Raw genomic sequence first — 19,452 nt, 5'->3', positions numbered from 1 at the left:
GTCCACCCGAGCGAGGCGCCAACTCGAGTGACTGAAAGCGTCCCCGTGGGACGGTCTCGCCGGATTATTGCGGTGAGACCGGCTCAGGGGGACGTTTTCGGTCGTGACAGACGGTGCTTCCCCGGCTTGGTGATGGCGAGGATGTCCTCGAGTGTCTCGTCCCAGCCGTATAGCACGTCGTCGTAGGTCAGGCGCATGCTGATGAGGTTCTGCGCGACCGATTTTCGATCACGTCGCCGGTCCTTTCGGTAGCTCTCGAGGCTGGTGTGGTGCAGTTTGCTGTCGCACTCGAGGAGTAAGCGTCCGAGCTTGAGGTCGACGTGGCCGACATCGTCGATCGCCGGCTGCACCTCCACATGAAAGCCTCTCAGGTACAGGCGATCTCGAACGAGGCTCTCGGTGCCGGATTGGGAACGATGGTCGCACCGCAGCAGGAGTCGGTCGATATGGGCGCTGACGTAGGGCAACTGGGAGCGTAACTCGGCGACCTTGATGCCCTGGGAGTTCATCACCGAGTCGGCGCAGGCGATCCAGTCCTCGTCCGTCATGCATCTCGCGGCGCAGGCCAGTGCGACCGGGACGGAGTCCAGAATCGTGTCGATCGGCAGCGGTCGTCCGGGCAGTACGCAGAAGTCACGGCGACGGCACTGAGCGTGTTTGGTGGCCCGAACGTGCAGGGAGTCATAGCCGGGCGGCACCCATACCCCGTGCTTCTTCAGCGCCGAGACGCAGCTCAGGCTTCCGCCGCGTCGGCATGCGGACAGTGCGGTGGTGTCGGCATCGGGCTTTGCGTACCAACCGCGCCGCACCTGTGTCAGTTCGCCTCTGCGCACCATCCGGCGCAGGTCGTTGTCGGTGAGGTCGGATGCGAGTAGTTCGGCGCGGGACATGATTCCGAGGTTCATGCGGGATTGGACGCGCGGCGGGCCGCGACGGTTCCGTCGGAACCGTGGGAAAAGGTGGCGCAACGCGCAATGCCCACAAACGTCCCCGTGACGCGGTCTCGTCGCAATATTCCGGTGAGCCGGTGCCACGGGGACGTTTGTGGTCATCGGCGCCGGTGCCCTTCGGTCTCGGGTGTCCGGCTCCGACCAGACCCGCCGAATTCAACCAAAAGGTTGACAAACAGGCCGTACCGGCGCAGAGTCGTATTCAACCAAACGGTTGAGGAGGGCAGGGTGGCCGACGACGAGCTCTCGAAAGTGTTCGCCGCACTGGCGGATCCGACGCGACGCGACATGGTCGCGCGGCTGGCGGTCTCCGATGCGACGGTCAGCGAACTCGCAGAACCCTACGACGTCAGTATCCAGGCGGTCTCCAAACACCTCAAGGTGCTCGAGGACGCCGGGGTGGTCTCCCGAACCCGTGAGGCACAGAAACGTCCGGTCCACCTGGAGGCGCAGGTCTTCGATCTGATGGCCGCGTGGATCGACCGATACCAGCATGCCGCCGAGGAGCGTTACCGCCGCCTCGACGCACTTCTGGACGACATGAACGACATGAACGATGACGCATCACCCCACCACCAGAAAGGCCGCGCATCATGAGCACGTCCACCCGCTACCCCGAAGCCGTCATCGAAGCCGACGCCGAGGTACCCATCATCCGGATCACCCGCGATTTCCGCGGTACCCCAGCGCAATTGATGCGCGCCCACACCGATCCCGAACTGTTCGTGCGCTGGGTCGGGCCGTCGTCGATCTCCAGCCGCATCATCGACTGGGATGTCCGCGACGGCGGCAGCTGGCGTTACGTCTCCGAACGCGACGGTGACGAGTTCGGCTTCCGTGGCTGCTTCCACACCGTCTCCGACGACACGATCGTTCAGACCTTCACCTTCGAGGGCATGCCCGATCAGGTTGCGCTGGAGACACTCTGGTTCGAAGACCTCGGCGACGGGATGACCCGCCTGCACGCCCAGTCGCTGTGCGACTCGTTCGCCGCCCGCGACGGCTGGCTGGCGTCGGGGATGGAGGTCGGGGTCAACGAGGGATACGCCGCCCTCCAGTCGCTGATCGAATCGGGACAGATGTGAACGCGCCACCGGCGGTGACCGATCTGCCTGCGGCGCAACGCCACCGGTTCATCGCCGACGGATTCACCAATGTGGTTGTCGCCGTTTCGGACTGGGATGCGCCGACGCCCGTGGCGGAATGGACCGCGCGCGATGTCGTCGCCCACCTCGTCGAATGGTTCCCCGGATTCCTTGCCGGCGGCGGTATCACGCTGCCGCCGACGCCGCACCCCGCCGACCGCCCGGTCGCCGCCTGGCGAGCGCACGCCGCCGCCGTGCAGGACCTGCTCGACGGGCCGTCGGCGCGCCAGACCTTCAGCCACCCGATGGTGGGGCGGTTCCCACTCGCCGATGCCATCGACACCTTCTACACCGCCGACGTCTTCATGCACACCTGGGACCTGGCCACAGCGGTCGGCATCACACCCGACCTGGACGCCCGCTTCGCCGAACACCTCCTCGACGGGATGGTCGGGATGGAGGACATCCTGCGATCATCCGGACAGTACGGACCGGCGGTGCCGGTGGACCCCGACGCCGACCCGGTCACCCGTCTCGTCGGGTTCATCGGCCGCGATCCGCAGTGGCGTCGGGGCACCTGACACGCTCAAACGTCGAGCGGCGCCTGAGTCCAACGATTGGTGAAACGCAGACCGCTGCGAATGAACAGCTGACTCACCGGGCACCGACGCTCCACCTCGGAGACGAAGCGGTCGAACTGTTCCGGAGACGCATCGGAGCTCACGGTCGCCTCGACGGTGACCGCCTCGAAGTTCGCGTTGCCGTCGGCGCCGGTGACCAGCACCGCGGTGTCCAGATCGCCCTGAATGCGAAAGTCGAATGAGCCCAGCCTGATTCCGAGGTCCTTGGCCACCAGAGCGGCGGTCACCTGATTACACGAGGTGAGGGCGCCGAGGGCGTAGAACAGCGGGCTCGGCGCCTCGTCGCGACCACCGAAGGCGGGGTAGGCGTCGGTGTCGAACTCGTGGCCGGCGTCGCCGTCGACGACGAGATGCTGCGCGACGCCGGTGCCGGTCGCATTGACCACGAACGGGACGACGGAGGTACGGATGGTGGATGTCATGTGGGCTCCTCGGGGCCGATGGGGTGGCAACTGGGTCGCGGGAACGTCACGAGTTTCCCGGGGAGGCGGCTGCGCGCCCAGGGTTGTGCGCGTGCTGGGCGCAAGCCGTCCGGCCCGCCGGCGTCGCCGCGGCCCGCCGCACCCCGAGGGGAGGGCCGATCGCGAACCGCCTGCCCGCCTCGGCAACGGGAGTACCGTGGAGAAGGTGCCAGAGGAGAACACCATCGCGACCACCTCTCAGAGAACCGAAACCCGCCACCCCTCACCCCGTACGCTGGGTGAACTCCGCGCGAGCGGCCACATTCAGCGCAGCGTGCGCGACGAGATCCGCAACAACCTCCTGATCGCCCTGCGGGCGGGGAACGATCCGTGGCCGGGCATCGTCGGCTTCGAGGCCACCGTCGTGCCGCAGCTCGAACGTGCGTTGCTGGCCGGTCACGACGTGGTGATGCTCGGCGAACGCGGTCAGGGCAAGACGCGACTGCTGCGCACGCTCGTCGGGTTGCTCGACGAGTGGACGCCGGTGATCGCCGGCTCCGAACTCGGTGAGCATCCGTACGAGCCGATCACCCCCGCGTCGATCCGCAAGGCCGCCAATCTGCTCGATGACCTGCCGATCGAATGGCGACACCGCAGCGAACGCTACAGCGAGAAACTCGCCACCCCGGACACGTCGGTGGCCGACCTCGTCGGCGACATCGACCCGATGAAGGTGGCCGAGGGCCGCAGCCTCGGTGACCCGGAGACCATCCACTTCGGGCTGATCCCACGCGCCCACCGCGGGATCGTCGCCATCAACGAACTGCCCGACCTCGCCGAACGCATCCAGGTCTCCATGCTCAACGTGATGGAGGAACGCGACATCCAGGTCCGCGGTTACACGCTGCGCCTGCCCCTCGACGTCCTGGTGATGGCAAGCGCGAACCCGGAGGACTACACCAACCGCGGTCGCATCATCACCCCGCTCAAGGACCGCTTCGGCGCGGAGATCCGCACGCACTATCCGCTCGAACTCGACGACGAGATCGCCGTCATCGAGCAGGAGGCCGACCTCACCGCGACGGTGCCGACCTTCCTGATCGAGATCCTCGCCCGGTTCACCCGCTACGCCCGTGATCATCCGTCGATCGACCAACGATCCGGTGTGTCCGCGCGTTTCTCGATCGCGGCCGCCGAGACCGTCGCCGCCGCCGCGTTGCATCGCGCCGCGGTCACCGGCGAAGAGACACCCGTTGCCCGCGTCGTCGACCTGGAGTCGGTGATCGAGGTACTGCGCGGCAAGATCGAATTCGAATCCGGGGAGGAAGGCCGCGAACTGGAGATCCTCGAACACCTGATGCGCAAGTCGGTCGCCGACACCGTGCGGGCGCACCTGGGCGGAATCGACATGGCGCCGTTGGTGTCCGCGCTGGAATCGGGTGACCTCGTCGTCACCGGCGACCGGATCACCGCCGCGGACTTCCTCGACTCGTTGCCGTCACCGGAGACCACCGGCGAGGTCATCGACGACATCGCCGAACGGCTCGAGGCGACCTCCGACGGTGAACGCGCCAGCGCCGTCGAACTCGCGTTGGAGGGCTTGTTCCTCGCCCGACGCATCGGCAAGGAAGCCGATGAGTCGGGGCAGACCATCTACGGCTGAGGGGAGAACCCCGTGGTGGGAAAGAACTTTCACCGGTCCCGCTATCAGCGCTACACCGGTGGGCCGGATCCGCTTGCGCCACCGGTGGATCTGCGGGAGGCGCTGAGCGAGATCGGCGACGACGTGATGAGCGGCGCGAGTCCGCAGCGGGCGCTGCGGGAATTCCTGCGCCGCGGATCGCAGAACATGACCGGTCTGGACAAGCTGCGTGAGCAGGTCAACCGGCGACGCCAGGAACTGCTCAAGAAACGCAACCTCGACGGGACGTTCACCGAGATCCGGGAACTGCTCGACCGCGCGGTACTCGAGGAGCGCAAACAACTCGCCCGCGACCTCGACGACGACGCGCGCTTCGCCGAGATGCAGATCGGGTCGTTGCCGCCGTCCACCGCGCAGGCCGTCGAGGAACTCGCCGACTACCGGTGGCGCAGCCCGCAGGCCCGCGAGGACTACGAGAAGATCAAGGATCTGCTCGGCCGGGAGTTGCTCGACCAACGATTCGCCGGCATGAAGGAGGCGCTCGAAGGGGCGACCGAGCAGGACCGCCAACAGATCTCGCAGATGCTGTCGGATCTCAACGCACTCCTCGACGCCCACAACCGTGGTGAGGACACCACCGAACAGTTCGCCGACTTCATGGACAAACACGGCGACCACTTTCCCGAAAACCCCGGCAACACCGAAGAACTCATCGATTCGCTGGCGCAGCGGGCCGCGGCGGCGCAGCAGTTCTACAACTCGCTGAGCCCTGAACAACGCGCCGAACTCGACCAGCTCGCCCAGCAGGCGTTCGGTTCGCCGGAGCTGATGAGTCAACTCGCGCAGATGGATTCGGCGTTGCGGCAGGCGCGTCCCGGGCTGGATTGGGATGGCTCGCAAGAGTTCTCGGGGGATCAGCAGATGGGCCTCGGGCAGGGCGCCGCGGCCTTACGCGACATCTCCGAACTCGAGGCGCTGTCCGAACAACTCTCGCAGCAGTATGCCGGTGCGCAGATGGACGACATCGACATCGACGCCCTCGAACGTCAGCTCGGGGAGCAGGCCGGTGTCGACGCGCGCACGCTGCAAGAACTCGAGAAGGCGCTGCGGGAGGAGGGTTTCTTCGACCGCACCTCCGACGGCCGACTTCGCCTGAGCCCCAAGGCGATGCGTCAACTCGGACAGTCGATCTTCAAAGACATCGCCGATCAGATGCACAGCCGCGGCGACCGTCAGACCCGCAACAGTGGGCTGCTCGGTGAACCGACCGGAGCCACCCGCGAGTGGGCGTTCGGTGACACCGATCCGTGGGATGTGTCGCGGACGGTGTCCAACGCCGTGCTGCGGACGGCGGCCGAAGGCGCGCCGAGCACCGCCGGGCAGCCGGCGGTGCGGATCGACGTCCGCGACGTGGAGGTCGCCGAGACCGAGGCGCGCACCCAGGCGGCGGTGGTGCTGCTGGTCGACACCTCGTTCTCGATGGAGATGGAGGGTCGCTGGACGCCGATGAAGCGCACGGCGATCGCATTGAATCACCTGATCTCCACCCGATTCCGCAGCGATGAGCTGCACCTCATCGCGTTCGGGCGGTATGCGCGGTCCATCGACATCGCCGAGCTGACCGGGCTGCAACCGCGTATGGAGCAGGGCACCAACCTGCATCACGCGCTGCTGCTCGCACAGCGGCATCTGCGGCGATTCCCGAACGCCCAGCCGGTGGTGCTGGTGGTCACCGATGGCGAGCCGACCGCCCACCTCGATCCCAGCGGCGAACCGTTCTTCTTCTATCCGCCGCATCCGCAGACGATCGCGCTGACCGTCCGCGAACTCGACCACGTCGCCCGGTTCGGTGCGCAGGTCACCTTCTTCCGGTTGGGGGAGGATCCCGGTCTCGCGCATTTCATGGATCAGATCGCTCGGCGCATCGGTGGGCGAGTGGTGGCCCCCGACGTCGACGGACTCGGCGCGGCCGTCGTCGGCGATTACCTGAAATCACGGCGGGGTCGTCGACGCGGATAGGCGGGCAGTCGCGGGGAAGAGCGTGAAGCGGGGTCAGAGCGTGAATCCCGGCCGGGCGGCAGGACCTTCGGGCGGACCGAGGGGTGGTGGAGTGCGCCGGTCGCGATTGCGGCCGACGACCCACAGGACGATCCCGACGATGGCGATGAAGAGTCCGAACAGTCCGCCGAAGACGGCCAGCAGGATACCGCCGACCCCGGAGAGCACGCCGCCCACGGCCAGGGGCGGTGCGCCGACGACGTAGCCGTTGCCGCAGTCGATGACGTAATCGCCGGTCTCGGTGAAGGAGTACTGCGCGAAGGAACGCACCGTGGTGTGGTTGTAGGTGAACGACGACGCGACGTTCGAAGCCTGTCTCTGCACACCGGGTCCGGTGATGGTGCACTGCGGCAGTGCGTCCTCGAAGGCGTTCTGGGTGCCGGGGGCGTAGAGGGCGAGGCTCTCATCGGCCCAGAAGTGTTTGGTGGTCGGGCCGTGGATCTCGAAGGCGCTGTTGGTCTGATCGGTGACCTTGGAGATGCCGGTGACCGCGAGGAGCACTCCGGCACCGACGCTGAGGACCAGCGCCACGACGCCCAGAAAGGTGAGGACCTTGCCGACTCGTGTCATCAGGCGATCGTGCCAGAAAACCGGCCGACTCAGGGTGTATCTCAGGGTCATCACTCATGCGTCGGGGCGACCGACCCGCCTAACCTTGGTGGCGTGACCACTTCTGACGATTCGACGGCATTCGGTGACGACCGCGCGGCGCGGATGCGTGCCGCCGACGCCGATCGGGAACTCGTGCACGAGATCCTGTCGGCGGCGATGGAACAGGGCAGTCTGTCTCCCGAGGAGTACTCCGACCGAGCAGGAAAAGCGTTGACGGCGAAGACATTCGGTGATCTCGACGCGTTGACCGACGATCTGCCGGTCACCCAGCTCGGAGTGCGGCTGCCGGCCGCCGGGGCGCCGTATCCGTCGCGGGTCACCCCGCACAGTGGTCGTGAGCCGGTGCGGTCGCGGTTGGCGATCATGTCCGGCAGCGAACTCAAGGGGCAGGCGGCCGTCGCCGAGCATCTGTCGGCCACCGCCATCATGGGTGGCGTCGAGATCGACCTGCGCCAGGTCGAGTTCACCGAGCCGCACCTGACGATCCAGTGCGTGGCCATCATGGGTGGCGTCGACATCACCGTGCCGCCGGATGTCACCGTCGAGATTGACGGATCGGCGGTGATGGGCGGCTTCGGCGGCAAGGCGGCGGGACCGGGGGCACCCGGCGCTCCGGCCGTGCGCGTCACCGGATTCGCGTTGATGGGTGGCGTCGAGGTGAAACGCAGGGAACGGGGCGAGGCGCCCAAGAAGTTCTGGGGTTGTGGCTGATCGGGTGAGTCAGTCGAGTATTCCGTAGATCATGCGGATGATGGCCTCCGCCAAAGCATTCCGGGTGGCGATGTAGGCCGTCTCCGACGTCGTGGTGGTGGCCGTCAGATCGGCGAGACGTCCGTCACGCACGATGTAGACCAACGTGGCCAATTCGGTCGCCGGTGGGCCGTCCGGCGCCAGCCCGAGTGCCCGGTCGCGGTCGATCTTGGTGGCCAGTCGTTCGATGAACCGCTGCCGCGCACGACCGATGAAGTCCTCGAGTGGGGGATAGCCCGAACCCTGGGGGGACTGGCCGACGCATGCCAGGATCGGGCCATTGGCGCGCCAGATGTCGGCGATCGCGTCGAGTTGGGCGCGGAGCAGGTCCGGGTGCGGGCCGTCGGAGTCGAACCACTCGTGGGTCGTGGAGAACTGATCCCAGGTCTGCTCCATCAGCGTCGCGAGCACGGCCTGCTTCGAGGGGAAGTAGAAGTAGAAGCTCGTTCGGGAAATGCCTGCGGCCGAAGCGATCTCGTCGATCGTGACGTCGGCCATCGGACGGTGCGTCAGCAATGACCGGGTGGCGGTGAGGATCTGCTCCTCGCGTTGGTCACCCTTGGAGGGGGTACCCCGGCGACGGGCGGAGGTGGTCCGCGCGGTGCTACTGGCCATGAGTTCATCGTAGAACCCGCCCAAAACAGACACTGTGTCGACTCGAATCGACACGATGTCGACTTTCGTCTTATGGTGGTCGTCATGACCGCATCTCAGACCTCCACGAGGGCGTCGTCGCCGACGCTGATCCTCGTCGCCGCCGCGTCGTCGGTGCTGCTTCTCGCGATGATCCAGACCCTCGCGGTGCCGGTGCTACCGCAGATCGGAGAGCAACTCGGTGTCTCGTTGACGACGGTCGGATGGGTGACGACCGCGACGATGCTCTCGGCGTCGGCGCTGACGCCGCTGCTCGGCCGTCTCGGTGACGTCTACGGCCACAAGCGCATCATCCTGATCGCGCTGGTGATCACCTTGGTCGGCAGTCTGCTTGCGGCACTGACCCATTCGATCGGAGTGCTGATCGTCGCGCGGGTGTTGCAGGGCGCGAGCTTCGGCCTGTTCCCGCTGGCGATCAGCGTGCTCCGGCACGAACTTCCCCACCAGCGGCTCACCGGTGCCATGGCGATCACCGCCTCGGCGCTCGGGGTGGGCAGTGGTCTGGCGCTGGTCGCGACCGGGCTGCTGACCAAGGGCGACGCCGACTACCGGCGCATCTTCTGGCTGTGCGTCGCGATGACGGCGATCGTGCTGGTGATGATGGTGTTCGCGGTCCCGGATCGTCGGGGCGCCGGCGGCAGCGTCGACTACGTCGGTGCCCTGGTCCTGGCCGTCGGGCTGGTGTGTCTGCTGCTGCCGACCTCGCAGGGCCACGATTGGGGCTGGGGATCGGCCCGCGTCATCGGCCTCTACGTCGCGGCCGTCGTCGTCCTGGTCGGGTTCTGGATTCTGCAGTCGCGCAAGCGTTCTCCGTTGGTGTCGGTGGACCTGCTCACCCGGCGCGCGGTGCTCGCCACCAACACCGCCTCGCTGTGCGTCGGATTCGCCATGTTCAGCGTGTTCCTCGGCGCCACCTACTTCGTGCAAACCCCCGACGCGATCGCCGGATACGGATTCGGTGCGTCGGTGCTGACGACCAGCGTGGTGTTCATGCTTCCCGGCGCGGTGGTCTCGATCCTGGTCGGACCCGTCGCCGGTGCGGCGGTGGCCCGCCGCGGTCCGCGCGTGGTGCTGCTGGTCGCCGCGGTCGTCGGCATCATCGGCATGCTGCTGCTGACCTTCCTGCACGCCAACACCGGCGAGATGATCGTCGGGCTGGTGATCGCCAACGTCGCTGTCGCGGCGGCGTACGCGGCGATGCCCGCGCTGCTGGTCGGCAACGTCGAACCGCACGAAACCGGCATCGCCAACTCGATCAACTCGATCATGCGGACCGTCGGCGGGGCGGTCGGCAGTGCCGTCATCATCACGGTGCTGGCCGCCGAGGCCGCGTCGCACGCGGTGGGTGGTACGTCGGTGTCACTGCCCACCGAGAACGCCTACCGGGTGGCGTTCCTGCTGGGTGCCGGCGCGTTCGCGCTCGCGGCGTTGCTGGCGGCGTTCGCCATCCCACGGCATGCGGCGCATCAACTGACGGCCCATCAGCGCGAGGAGGAGATCGCCCTCGGCGCGGCCGGCGAGTTCGCCACCGCGTCGGTCGACGTCGACTGATGCGCGACGTCGACTGATACGTCGGCGGTCGGTCGGCGCCGGCTACTCAGGCCAACAGCCACGCGATGATCGCGATGGCCGGGATCGAGGCCAGGGTGGTGATGAGCGCGGTGTCGCGGGCCAGGATCTGGCCTCGCCGATAGCGGGTGGCGTACACCACGACGTTCTGTGCGGTCGGCAGCGCGGCGATGACGGTCTGGGCGAACAGCTGGTGACCGGTCTGGTGGAAACCCCAGCGGGCGATCACGTAGGTCAGCAGGGGCATCGCCACCATCTTGAGGACCGTCGCCAGCACGATGTCGCGACGCGGACTCTCACCCTTCTTGAAGATCGCCGCACCCGTCAGCGACAGACCGAACGCCAGCAACGCACCCGGCACCGACATGTTGCCGAGCATCTTCAGCGGTTCCAGAACCGCCTGCGGGAGGTGCCATCCGAGTGCGGAGATGACGACGCCGGCGAGCCCACCGATGACGATCGGGTTGGTCAGCGGCAACACCACCGCGTCCCGGAACGGGTGCCCGGTCCCGCGTTCCAGGGCCGTCATGTCGAGTGCCGCGAGCGCGATCGGCGAGTAGATCAGGATCTGGAACAACAGCAGGGGCGCGATGAACGAGGCGTCGTCGAGCACGAAGATCGCGATCGGGACGCCGAGGTTCACGCTGTTGACATACGACGATGCGAGCGCGCCGATCACCAGGTCGGGGGTGTCGCGACGCAGGATCACTTTCGCGACGACGGCGTACAGTGCGCCCACCGCGAGCGCCGAGCCACCCGCGATGACCAGCGTTGCCGAGAAGATGGTCGACAGATCGGTGGTGACCAGCGAGTAGAACAGCAACGCCGGCGTCGACACGAAGAAGACCAGTCGGGAGAGCACCTCGTGGGCGTGCTCGCCCAGCGCGCCGGTGCGGCCGAGGAGGAAGCCGACGCCGACCATGATGAAGATGGCGGTGAAACCGGACACGACTCCTGACACTCGAGTGAGTCTATGACCGCGCGTCCGGGCCGGACGCGACGCGTGCGTTCGGATGAATCGAGTGGCTCCGGCGCTTGCGCAGCGTCGACGGCTGGTTACGCTGGGCGCGCACACACGACGTGTGACAGTGATGCAGGGAGGCCGTTCCATGCCCGAACCGACCGACAATCCCGTGCCGGGGTCGGGTCCGTTCGACCCCGTCGAGAGCGAGAAGACGACCATCGCGCCGCGGCCGAGTATCGACTTCTCCAAGAAGCCGTCGCCGGGGTCGTCGCACGGATCGTCGACGCCGTCGGGTGCTGACTCGTCGCAGTGGCAGCCGACCCGGCTCAATCCGGTGTCGGCGCCGACACCGTCGCCGCCGCAGCAGCCGCCCCGTCCGCCTCAGCCGCCGGCCCTCCCGCCGCTGCCGCCGCCTGCCGCGGCCACGCCGCCTGCCGCGGCCACGCCGCCACCGGTGTACGGCGCGCCGCAACCGCCGCTGCCCACCTACGGCACACCGTCGGCTCCGCCGCCGATCGGTGTCCCCGCGTACGGGCAACCGGTCTATGTGACGCCGCTTGTGGTCGGTGCGCCGGCCCGACGCACCAACGGGATGGCGGTTGCCGCGCTCGTGGTGTCTCTCGTCGGTTCGTGCATGTGCCTGGGCTGGTTGGGCATTGTCTTCGGATTGATCGGCCGCAAGCAGATCCGCGAGTCCCAAGGCACCGAGGACGGGGACGGGATGGCGATCGCCGGCATCGTCATCGGCGCGATCAGCCTCGTCGGTGTGATCGCGTACGGCATCTATTGGGTGTTCCTCATCGGTCTCGCCGCGTCGAGCGGGTACTGACTCTCCCGGCCGTTTTGGATCCCGGCCCGCCGGGGTTGTAGTCTGGTCGGGTTGCGTGTCGCGCGAGTTGGCCGACGACGCGCTGACCAGGAGCAACCATCCCCCTCGTGGAGCGGATGGTACGCGAGACCACGTAGAGAAGGGCACGATCATGGCTGTACCGAAGCGCCGGATGTCGCGGGCGAACACCCGTACCCGTCGTTCGCAGTGGAAGGCGGAGAACCCCGCACTCCAAGAGGTGAAGGTCGCCGGCGTTGCGCAGCGCATCCCGCGCCGTTACGCCAGGGCCGCGCAGGCCGGGATCATCGATCTCGACCGCCGCTGAGTTAGGCCGACCGGTCACCGGTCACTGACACCACGACCGCTCCGGGAGACCGGGGCGGTCGTTTTGTTTGGTCGTAGGCTTCCATGCTTCTCGAGATACTCAACATCGCCGGCATCGCGGTGTTCGCCGCGTCGGGCGCACTCCTCGGTGTCCGCAAGGATTTCGACCTCTGGGGCATCCTCACCGTCGGCGTGCTCACCGGTGTCGGCGGTGGCATCCTGCGCGACGTGCTGCTCGGCATCACCCCGCCGACAGCCGTGCAGAACTGGCCGCCGATCCTCACCGCGGTCATCGCGAGTCTCGTCGTGTTCTTCTTTCACCCGGCCTTTGCCGAACTCCGACGCACGATCCTGGTGCTCGACGCCTTCGGAATGGGTCTGTTCGCGACGACGGGCGCCGGCATCGCACTCGACGTCGACGCCAGCGTGTTCGCGGCGATCCTGGTCGGAATGCTGACCGCGATCGGCGGCGGCGTCCTGCGTGACGCTGTCGCCAACGAGATCCCGCTGCTGCTCCAACCGGCCGACCTCTACGCGGTGCCCGCGCTGGTGGGTGCGTGCCTGTACGTGGCCGGCGAGACGTGGCTGCCGCAGTTCCACAACATCGTCCTCATCGTCTCGGCGATCACGGCCACCGCCCTGCGTCTGGCCGGGCTGGCGTGGCGCTGGGGATTGCCCACCGCACCCAACATCGTCCGGTGGCCGAGGCGCAGTCGGCGGTCCTGACCCACGGCCCCGTCCGGTGGTCAGCCGGCCACCCGTTCCGCCCACCCCGCCGGTTTCCGTCCACGCCGCTGGCGCCCGCCCACCCCGCCCGCTCGTCGGCTCCCGCCCACCCGTTCCGCTGGTCGAGGAGCGAGGAGCGCTAGCGACGAGCCTCGAGACCTCCTGTGCGGCTGCTGGTTCCGGCCCAAAGACGTCGTGTGGGGGGTCTCGACGGGCTCGACCGGCGGAAGGGAGTCTCGACCGACGGAAGGCAAGCGCTGTCAGCGTCGAGGTGAGCGCTGTGAACGTCGACGCGAGCGCTGTCAACGGAAACGAGAGCGCTGTCAACGGAAGCGAGAGCGCTGTCAACGGGGCCGGGTTTCACTCTGCGCGAGTGAATCAGTCGATCAACACGCTGCCGGGAGTTCCCTGTCGTAACGTTGCCATGCATGGCGAGCGAGATGGGTCGGGGCGTCGCAGGTCGTTTCGTGGTCGCCATCGTCGTGCTGTTGCTGTTGCTGGGGATCGGGATCGCGGTCGTGTCGGTGACCCCGGCTCAGGCCGCGCCGTCGGTGGGGACGGGCGCCGGGAGCGTCACACAGGCATATCTGACCGATGCCACCCGCGGTGCGTCGGTGGTGCTGCGAGACGGCGGCAATCGGCAGGTCGGCGCGGGTCGAGTCGACGACCTCGGATCGTTCCTGGTGCGTGACCTCGCGCCGGGTGGGGGATACCGGTTCGTCGTCGGTGGCCGGGCCGGCAATGCGTTCACCGTCCTCGACCAGGCCGCCCCGTCTACCGACCTGTACGACCAGCAGTTGCATCCCGGGTTCAACTACATCCGGATGCGCGACGGCATCACCCTGGCCGCCGAGGTGCGGTTACCACCGGGCAAGACACTCGCCGACGGACCGTTCCCGACACTGATCGAATACTCCGGATACCAGACCGCGGCGCCCGGTGACTTCGTCCTCGGTGCGGCCGGTGCCCTCGCCAAACGGCCGGACCCGACGGCGCCATCCATCTCGGCGATGTTCAGTGCCATCCTCGCCCCGGCGGCGGGATTCGCCACCGTCGGGGTGCAGATGCGCGGAAGTGGTTGCTCCGGTGGGGATTTCGATCTGTTCGACTATCCGACCACCTACGACGGTTACGACGCCATCGAGACCGTGGCGCGGCAACCCTGGGTGTCGGGTCACAAGGTCGGGATGGTGGGCATCTCGTTCTCCGGTATCTCGCAGATGGCGGTCGCCGGTACCCGACCGCCGAGCCTGGCCGCCATCGCGCCGATGAGCATCACCGACGATCTGTACTCCACCGGATTCCCCGGCGGCATCTTCAACACCGGCTTCGCCAACACCTGGCTGACCGACCGGCAGCACGATGCGCAGCCCGCACCGCAAGGCGGACAACCGTATCCGCGTGCGGCGATCGCTGCCGGTGATCGCACGTGCGCCGCGAATCAGCGGCTGCGGCTGCAGACGCAGGACATCAAGCAGATCATCGAGGACAACCCGACACGTACCCCGTCGCTGCACGATCACCGGTCGCCGGCGTACTGGGCGTCGCGGATCAGGGTGCCGGTGTTCCTCTCCGGCGCCCTGCAGGATGAGCAGACCGGACCGCAGTGGACCTCGATCATCCCGCGGCTCGCCGGCAATCCGAACGTGTGGGTACAGATGATCAACGGCGCCCACTTCGACTCCGCACACCCGCAGATCATGTCCTCCTGGTACGAGTTCCTCAATCTGTTTGTGGCCAAACGGGTTCCACCGCCGAGTCCGGCGCTGACCGCGTTGGGGCCGGTGATGTACGAAGTCATCACCGGCACCCCGGGTATCCCGATCGTGACCGACCGGCTCGCCCGAGCGCCCTCCCCGGCCGCGGCACGGGCGCAATTCGCCGGCACGCCGCGTGTCACGGTGTTCTTCGGCAACGGCACCTCGACGCTCCCCGTCGGCAACCTGTCGGCGCCGTGGTCGCACGGGTACTCGTCGTGGCCACCCGGCTCGGTGGGATCGGGGACCCGACTGGCACTGAATTCTGGGGGGCGCCTTGGCGATCCGGGTCCCGCCGGGCAGGTGGCATTCCGGCCGGATCCCACATCGCGTCCGGCCGGGACGCTGGATGTGATCGGTCCGTCGATGCTCCCGTGGACGGCGCAGCCGCCCTATCACTGGGAACCGGTCGCCGGTGACACCGGCGTCGGATTCCTCGGCGCGCCTCAACAGCGCGATGCCGTCGTCGTGGGGTCGGCGTCACTCGATCTGCGGCTCGCGTCGTCGGCACCGGACACCGATCTGCAGGCCACCATCTCCGAGGTCCGGGCCGACGGCTCGGAAACCTACGTCACCTCGGGCTGGCTCAGGGCATCGATGCGGAGCGTCGATTCGGCTGCGACAGCATTGAATCCGAGCCGCGACTGGTTGTCCCCGCAACCGCTCGCCGCGGGATTCCAGACGGTCCGGATCGCGCTGAATCCGATCGCCTACGCCTTCCGGAAGGGTTCCCGGATTCGCGTCGTGATCACCGCACCGGGCGGTGACCGCACCTCGTGGAGATTCGCCACGCCGCAGACCGGCGGTCGTGTCGTTGACACCCTGGCACTCGGTGCGGGTGGCTCATCCCTGGTGTTGCCCGTGGTTCCGGGAGCGACGGCGGGTGTGCCGCCGGCCGGGTGCCAAGGACTGCGCGGTCAACCCTGCCGTCCCTACCGCGCCGCGTTCAACGGCGGATAGGGGACGGGAAGTCGCTGGACCGAGAAGGGTGACTACTGGGCCAGGAACTTGTTGACTGTCCGGTTGACGACGTTCGGGATGAACTTGGCGGCATTGCCCAGCACCAGGGTCTGGGTGCCCACCGAGTAGCTGGTGCGATGCAGCAGCCGATCGACGCGGTTGGGGTGGACCGACTCGAAGACCTTGTCGGCCACCTGTTCTGGGGTGATATGCACGCCGAGGGTCTTGGTGGACTTGGCGTCGTTGTCGGCGAGGGCGGTCTTGGCCCACAGCGGCCAGATGCTCACGACGCGGATGTCGTCGGGCTCCCACTCCAGCTCGAGGGCCTCGGTCAGGCCGGCGACGTAGAACTTTGCGGCGCTGTAGGTGGCGATGCCCGGCTGGCCGTAGATCGCCGACGCCGAGGCGATGTTGACCAGGTGGGCGCCCGGGGTGGCCTTGAGGTAGGGGTAGGCGGCCTGCGCGCCGAGGGTGACGCCGAGGGCGTCGATGTCGATCTGCGCGCGGATCGCGGCGGGGGAGATCTCGTCGAGGCGACCGGCCACCAGCACGCCGGCGTTGTTGTCGAGCACGTCGAGGGTGCCGTCGGTGTGCGAGGTGAACTCGGCCAGTGCCTGTTGCCACTGCTCGGGCTCGCGGACGTCGAGGACGCCGGTGATGAAGTCCGGGTGGTTGGCCTTGACCTTGTCGACGGCATCCTGATTGACGTCGTAGATCCCGACGGTCCAGCCGGCCCGCTCAAATCGCTCGGCCGTGGCCAGCCCGATACCGGCCGCACCGCCGGTGATGAAGATCGATGACATGCGCTCTCCTAGCGTCTGAACTGCATAGATGCTTCGCTCCGCAGAACTTACTCACGAGTATATGTCCGTGTCTGTTTACTCCGTCACACAGCCCTGCTATCTTGACAACAAGCGTTGATAAGACAACGTCTGTTGTCATCAACTTAAATGATTCGGAGGCACGCGATATGACCGCCGCAATGGAACACGCCGCACATGATCACGACAACCGCGACCGCGACGAGCAGGATGCGGTCGTGGTGAGCATGCAGGATCAGGACACCGACGAGGTGTCGGCCCGGCTGCTGGCGTCGGCCGCCCGTCTTTCGCGCAACGCCATGACCGAGATCGACTGGGACCTCCCGATGGACCCCACCAAGTACGGGTGCAGCCCGGAATGGTCGTCGCTCTACGGCACCGCGTACTGGGACGAACTCACCGAGGAGCAGCGCATCTCGGTGACCCGCCACGAATTCGCGTCGATCATGAACATCGGGATCTGGTTCGAGATGATCCTGCAGGAGATGGTCGTCCGCGACCAGTACCTCGGCGAGTACCACAGCCCCGAGTTCCAGTTCGCGCTCACCGAGATCGCCGACGAATGCCGTCACTCCATCATGTTCGCCAAGGCCAGCGAGAAGATGGTCGGCACCTCCTACCGCCCGTCCAAATTCGTTGGCCGACTGGGCAAGTTCTTCAAGGCCACCGCCAAGAACGAGGTCGCCTACGCCGGCATACTCGTCGCCGAAGAGGTGCTCGACGTGTTCCAGCGCGGGTGCATGCGCGACGATCGGGTGCTCCCGTTCATCCGGACCGTCAACGAGATCCACGTCCTCGAAGAGTCCCGTCACATGAAGTTCGCGCGCCAGGAAGTCCGTGACGCCCTCGAGGGTGTCGGCCGCGCGCGACGCGCCTTCAGCGCCCTCTACATCTCTATCGGCGCCTACACCATCGTGTCGAATCTGGTTCAGCGCCAGGCGTTTGTCGATGCCGGCCTCGACGCCGACCGCGCCGTGGCCGAGATGAACGCCAACTCGCACTTCCACTCGATGATCCGCAGCAGCTGCGCGCACCTGATGGAGTTCCTCGACGAGGTCGGCCTGCTGACCCGTCCGGCGATGTACTACTACCGGAAAGCCAACATGCTCTGATGTTTGTCATCACTCAATCCTGCTGCAGCGACGCGGCGTGCGTGTCGGTCTGCCCGGTCAACTGCATCCACCCGACCCCCGAAGAGCGCGGCTTCGGCAGCTCCGACATTCTGCACATCGACCCGGTCGCCTGCATCGACTGCGGTGCCTGCGCCGACGCCTGCCCCGTCGACGCGATCTTCCCGGCCGACAAGCTCGGCACCCGTGACAAGGTCTTCCTCGACATCAACGCCGACTACTACAAGAACAACCCGGACGTGACGTCGGGCTGGAGTGACGTCACCTACCCCGACATCCCGAAACTGCCTGCGGGACTGCGTGTTGCACTGGTCGGGACCGGGCCGTCGGGTGGCTACGCGTTGCGCACTCTGCTCGATCGCACCGAGGCCGACGTGACCGTCATCGACCGGCTGCCCACCCCCGGCGGACTGGTCCGCGCCGGCGTCGCCCCCGACCATCCCGGCACCAAGGGCGTGCTGCACGGCTTCGACCTGCTCTACCGCGATCCGCGGGTCACGATGGCCACCAATGTCTCTGTGGGACAGGGCCCGAACGACATCACGCCGGCCGAACTCGCCGAGCACTTCGACGCCGTCTTCTACGCGGTCGGCGCCAGTGAGTCACGGCGCCTGGGCATTCCGGGTGAAGACCTGCCCGGTTCGACGTCGGCCACCGAACTCGTCGCGTGGTACAACGCGGTGCCCGGTGCGGACGTCGCCCCGCCGATCCGCCACGACGACTCGGCATCGGGCCGCGCGGTGATCGTCGGCACCGGCAATGTGGCGCTCGACGTCGCCCGCATCCTGGTGTCGCCGCCGGAGTTGTTGGCCACCACCGACATCGCCGATCGCGCACTGCACATCCTGGAACAGCAGAACGTTCACGAGGTCGTCGTGCTGGGTCGTCGTGATCAGGCCCATGCCGCCTACACCTCGGCGGAATACCGTGCGCTGTCCACCATTCCGGGAGTGGAGGTGGTCGTCCACGACGACCCGGAGGCCCCGTTGCCGGATCTGTCGGGTCCGGCCGACCCGTCGACGCGACGCATCGTATTCCTGTTCCACAGCGCGCCCACCGCGATCCTCGGCACCGCCGGTGTCGAGGGAGTGGACGTCACCACCGGTACACGTGACCACCGCATTGCCGCCGACCTCGCCGTGCGTTCCATCGGGTACCGCTCGGTGCCCATCGCCGGATTGCCGTTCGACCATGAGCGGGGCGTCTTCCCGAACGACGACGGCCGCATGCTCGACGAGCACGGCGCGGTGATGCCCGGCGCGTACGTCGTCGGCTGGGCCAAACGCGGCCCCAGCGGCGGCATCGGCGCGAACAAGCTGTGCGCGCAGAACACGGTGGAGGACTTCATCTCCGACGCGGCCAACGGTGTGCTGCCGCGCAGCGCCCGGGAACCCGGTGACTTCGGCAAACTGCTGCGGGCCCGGACGCGTCACGTCATCGGGTACCGCGGCATGCGGGCCATCGATCGGATCGAACGTCGACGCGGCCAGGAGCAGGGCCGTCCGCGCGTGAAGTTCACCCACATCCCCGACATGGTCGGGGCGGCGGGCAGACGTCGGAAGTAATGGTGCCGGACGTG

Annotated in this window: 19 protein-coding genes; 13 read left to right on the top strand and 6 right to left on the bottom strand. The window is 67.3% G+C overall.

Features of this window, described 5'->3' with window-relative positions; all coding sequences use genetic code 11:
• Positions 1-83: 83 nt before the first annotated feature.
• The gene (locus tag ABLE94_RS17180) at positions 84-890 is read right to left on the bottom strand and encodes a hypothetical protein (protein WP_425476228.1); all 807 of its coding nucleotides are present in this window, start codon (positions 888-890) and stop codon (positions 84-86) included.
• A gap of 288 nt (positions 891-1,178) precedes the next feature.
• On the opposite strand from ABLE94_RS17180, the gene ABLE94_RS17175 reads away from it, so the two are divergent.
• From ABLE94_RS17175 to ABLE94_RS17165, 3 genes are read left to right on the top strand one after another with little or no spacing between them, the layout of a single operon-like run.
• Positions 1,179-1,547 (top strand): ArsR/SmtB family transcription factor, encoded by a 369-nt coding sequence (locus tag ABLE94_RS17175; RefSeq protein ID WP_348803023.1) that lies wholly within the window; start codon positions 1,179-1,181, stop codon positions 1,545-1,547.
• Complete coding sequence (locus tag ABLE94_RS17170) at positions 1,541-2,035, top strand: SRPBCC domain-containing protein (RefSeq protein ID WP_348809425.1); 495 nt, start codon at positions 1,541-1,543, stop codon at positions 2,033-2,035. Before ABLE94_RS17175 ends, ABLE94_RS17170 begins: the two co-directional genes overlap by 7 nt.
• Complete coding sequence (locus ABLE94_RS17165) at positions 2,032-2,616, top strand: TIGR03086 family metal-binding protein (protein WP_348803022.1); 585 nt, start codon at positions 2,032-2,034, stop codon at positions 2,614-2,616. The genes ABLE94_RS17170 and ABLE94_RS17165 overlap by 4 nt, the downstream gene beginning before the upstream one ends.
• Before the next feature lie 5 nt (positions 2,617-2,621).
• Here ABLE94_RS17165 and ABLE94_RS17160 read toward each other — a convergent pair whose 3' ends face one another.
• A complete protein-coding gene (locus ABLE94_RS17160) occupies positions 2,622-3,098 on the bottom strand; it encodes an OsmC family protein (protein WP_348809376.1) in 477 nt (158 codons plus the stop codon).
• 196 nt (positions 3,099-3,294) lie between these two features.
• Here ABLE94_RS17160 and ABLE94_RS17155 point away from each other — a divergent pair, with 196 nt between their 5' ends.
• Together ABLE94_RS17155 and ABLE94_RS17150 are read left to right on the top strand one after the other, a co-directional pair.
• Positions 3,295-4,740, top strand: a complete 1,446-nt coding sequence (locus ABLE94_RS17155) for a sigma 54-interacting transcriptional regulator (RefSeq protein WP_348809375.1) — start codon at positions 3,295-3,297, stop codon at positions 4,738-4,740.
• A gap of 12 nt (positions 4,741-4,752) precedes the next feature.
• Positions 4,753-6,738, top strand: a complete 1,986-nt coding sequence (locus ABLE94_RS17150) for a vWA domain-containing protein (RefSeq protein ID WP_348809374.1) — start codon at positions 4,753-4,755, stop codon at positions 6,736-6,738.
• A gap of 33 nt (positions 6,739-6,771) precedes the next feature.
• Here ABLE94_RS17150 and ABLE94_RS17145 read toward each other — a convergent pair whose 3' ends face one another.
• Positions 6,772-7,347, bottom strand: a complete 576-nt coding sequence (locus ABLE94_RS17145) for a hypothetical protein (protein ID WP_348809373.1) — start codon at positions 7,345-7,347, stop codon at positions 6,772-6,774.
• Between the two features lie 144 nt (positions 7,348-7,491).
• Between ABLE94_RS17145 and ABLE94_RS17140 the strand changes: the two genes are divergently transcribed.
• Complete coding sequence (locus ABLE94_RS17140) at positions 7,492-8,100, top strand: DUF1707 SHOCT-like domain-containing protein (protein ID WP_425476232.1); 609 nt, start codon at positions 7,492-7,494, stop codon at positions 8,098-8,100.
• Between the two features lie 9 nt (positions 8,101-8,109).
• Here the strand turns inward: ABLE94_RS17140 and ABLE94_RS17135 are convergent, their stop codons facing one another.
• Positions 8,110-8,754, bottom strand: a complete 645-nt coding sequence (locus tag ABLE94_RS17135; RefSeq protein WP_348803016.1) for a TetR/AcrR family transcriptional regulator — start codon at positions 8,752-8,754, stop codon at positions 8,110-8,112.
• Positions 8,755-8,838: 84 nt separating this feature from the next.
• Between ABLE94_RS17135 and ABLE94_RS17130 the strand changes: the two genes are divergently transcribed.
• Positions 8,839-10,344, top strand: a complete 1,506-nt coding sequence (locus tag ABLE94_RS17130) for an MFS transporter (protein ID WP_348803015.1) — start codon at positions 8,839-8,841, stop codon at positions 10,342-10,344.
• 46 nt (positions 10,345-10,390) lie between these two features.
• Here ABLE94_RS17130 and ABLE94_RS17125 read toward each other — a convergent pair whose 3' ends face one another.
• Positions 10,391-11,323, bottom strand: a complete 933-nt coding sequence (locus ABLE94_RS17125) for an AEC family transporter (RefSeq protein WP_348809372.1) — start codon at positions 11,321-11,323, stop codon at positions 10,391-10,393.
• A gap of 148 nt (positions 11,324-11,471) precedes the next feature.
• Between ABLE94_RS17125 and ABLE94_RS17120 the strand changes: the two genes are divergently transcribed.
• The 4 genes from ABLE94_RS17120 to ABLE94_RS17105 all read left to right on the top strand — a co-directional run bounded on the left by ABLE94_RS17120 (position 11,472) and on the right by ABLE94_RS17105 (position 15,922).
• Positions 11,472-12,155, top strand: a complete 684-nt coding sequence (locus ABLE94_RS17120; RefSeq protein ID WP_348809371.1) for a DUF4190 domain-containing protein — start codon at positions 11,472-11,474, stop codon at positions 12,153-12,155.
• 151 nt (positions 12,156-12,306) lie between these two features.
• Positions 12,307-12,480, top strand: a complete 174-nt coding sequence (gene rpmF, locus ABLE94_RS17115) for a 50S ribosomal protein L32 (protein ID WP_348803012.1) — start codon at positions 12,307-12,309, stop codon at positions 12,478-12,480.
• Between the two features lie 83 nt (positions 12,481-12,563).
• Positions 12,564-13,205, top strand: coding sequence for a trimeric intracellular cation channel family protein (locus ABLE94_RS17110; protein ID WP_348809370.1), 642 nt, complete (start codon positions 12,564-12,566; stop codon positions 13,203-13,205).
• Positions 13,206-13,633: 428 nt separating this feature from the next.
• A complete protein-coding gene (locus ABLE94_RS17105; RefSeq protein WP_348809369.1) occupies positions 13,634-15,922 on the top strand; it encodes a CocE/NonD family hydrolase in 2,289 nt (762 codons plus the stop codon).
• Between the two features lie 32 nt (positions 15,923-15,954).
• Here ABLE94_RS17105 and ABLE94_RS17100 read toward each other — a convergent pair whose 3' ends face one another.
• A complete protein-coding gene (locus ABLE94_RS17100; protein ID WP_348809368.1) occupies positions 15,955-16,725 on the bottom strand; it encodes an SDR family oxidoreductase in 771 nt (256 codons plus the stop codon).
• A 167-nt stretch (positions 16,726-16,892) separates the two neighbouring features.
• On the opposite strand from ABLE94_RS17100, the gene ABLE94_RS17095 reads away from it, so the two are divergent.
• Entirely contained in the window at positions 16,893-17,855 is a 963-nt protein-coding gene (locus ABLE94_RS17095) for an AurF N-oxygenase family protein (protein ID WP_425476227.1), read from the top strand.
• Positions 17,855-19,438 carry an FAD-dependent oxidoreductase gene (locus ABLE94_RS17090; RefSeq protein ID WP_348809367.1) on the top strand — a complete coding sequence of 528 codons (1,584 nt, stop codon included), beginning with the start codon at positions 17,855-17,857 and terminating at the stop codon, positions 19,436-19,438. The genes ABLE94_RS17095 and ABLE94_RS17090 overlap by 1 nt, the downstream gene beginning before the upstream one ends.
• Positions 19,439-19,452 lie beyond the last annotated feature (14 nt).

Source organism: Gordonia sp. VNK1 (genome assembly GCF_040049135.1).
Taxonomy (GTDB): domain Bacteria; phylum Actinomycetota; class Actinomycetes; order Mycobacteriales; family Mycobacteriaceae; genus Gordonia; species Gordonia oleivorans.
This window is presented reverse-complemented; position numbering and strand designations above follow the sequence as displayed.